The sequence below is a fragment of the Streptomyces bobili genome (assembly GCF_002154575.1).
In the GTDB taxonomy this organism is placed as follows: domain Bacteria; phylum Actinomycetota; class Actinomycetes; order Streptomycetales; family Streptomycetaceae; genus Streptomyces; species Streptomyces bobili.
Genome location: NZ_MUBA01000188.1, coordinates 1 through 860, shown reverse-complemented (window position 1 = coordinate 860; position 860 = coordinate 1). Strand labels below are relative to the sequence as shown.

The 860-nt window shown below is 70.0% G+C and carries 1 protein-coding gene; it reads left to right on the top strand.

Features of this window, described 5'->3' with window-relative positions:
• Nucleotides 1–244 precede the first annotated feature (244 nt).
• Nucleotides 245–613, top strand: coding sequence for a hypothetical protein (locus BZL64_RS15955; RefSeq protein ID WP_086769854.1), 369 nt, complete (start codon nucleotides 245–247; stop codon nucleotides 611–613).
• Nucleotides 614–860: the final 247 nt, after the last annotated feature.

Below are 860 nucleotides of genomic sequence, written 5' to 3'. Positions count from 1 at the left end.
ACGGCTGGGAAGCGAACCACGCCGTTCTGGCGCACCTGGCGGAGCACCGGGTGGCCTGGACGCCGTGAGGTGCGACGAACTCCGGTCGGTCCAGGTGGCTTGGATGTGCTCATGGCTGGGGAACATCGCCGGGGGCGCATCGCTTGAGAAGGCCGGGGGCCCGGCCCCCTTGCGTCGTCGGGGGACAATGGAGGGTGGTCCGCTTGCCGGTGGAGCCATCACGTCCGTACGAGGAGGAGAAGACATGGCGGAGCACACGCCGGGTCGGAACGAACCGCGGCTACGCCCCGCGCCCCTGCTCTTCGAGCCCGCCGAGGCGGCCGGTGATCCGGAGCACTTCTTCGACCTGGAGTCGATAGACGACCCCGGGGCGCTGCTGACGCGCGCCACGGAGCTGACGCAGGCCTTCCGGGCGGCGGCGGACCGGGCGATGGAGTTTCAGGCCATGGCGGCGGCTCAGCTCGCCGATCCGCGCCGGTTCGACCGGCTGACGGCGGCGGACATCGCGGACCGGGCCGAGTGGACCGAGGCCTACGCGAAGAAGATGGTCGAGTTCGGGCGAGACCTGATGCGCGGCGACGCCGAGGGACTCGGGCACGCCGACCCCGTGTGACCCGGCCGCGAGACCACGTCGATCACTTTGCGTCAGGCTTTCGGCATATGCCAGGTGGGCAAGATAGTGCCTCCGGTCGCCTCGTGTCCCCATTTTCCGCAACACAGTGGAATCGGACACTCACGGCCTGTAGATCTTGGCGGTATGAGCAGCACATGGGACGCCCCCGACACCGACCACCGCGACACCGCCGGAGTCACCGCGGACGGCGCCGCCTGGCTGGCGTCCGCCGGCACGTATCCCCGCA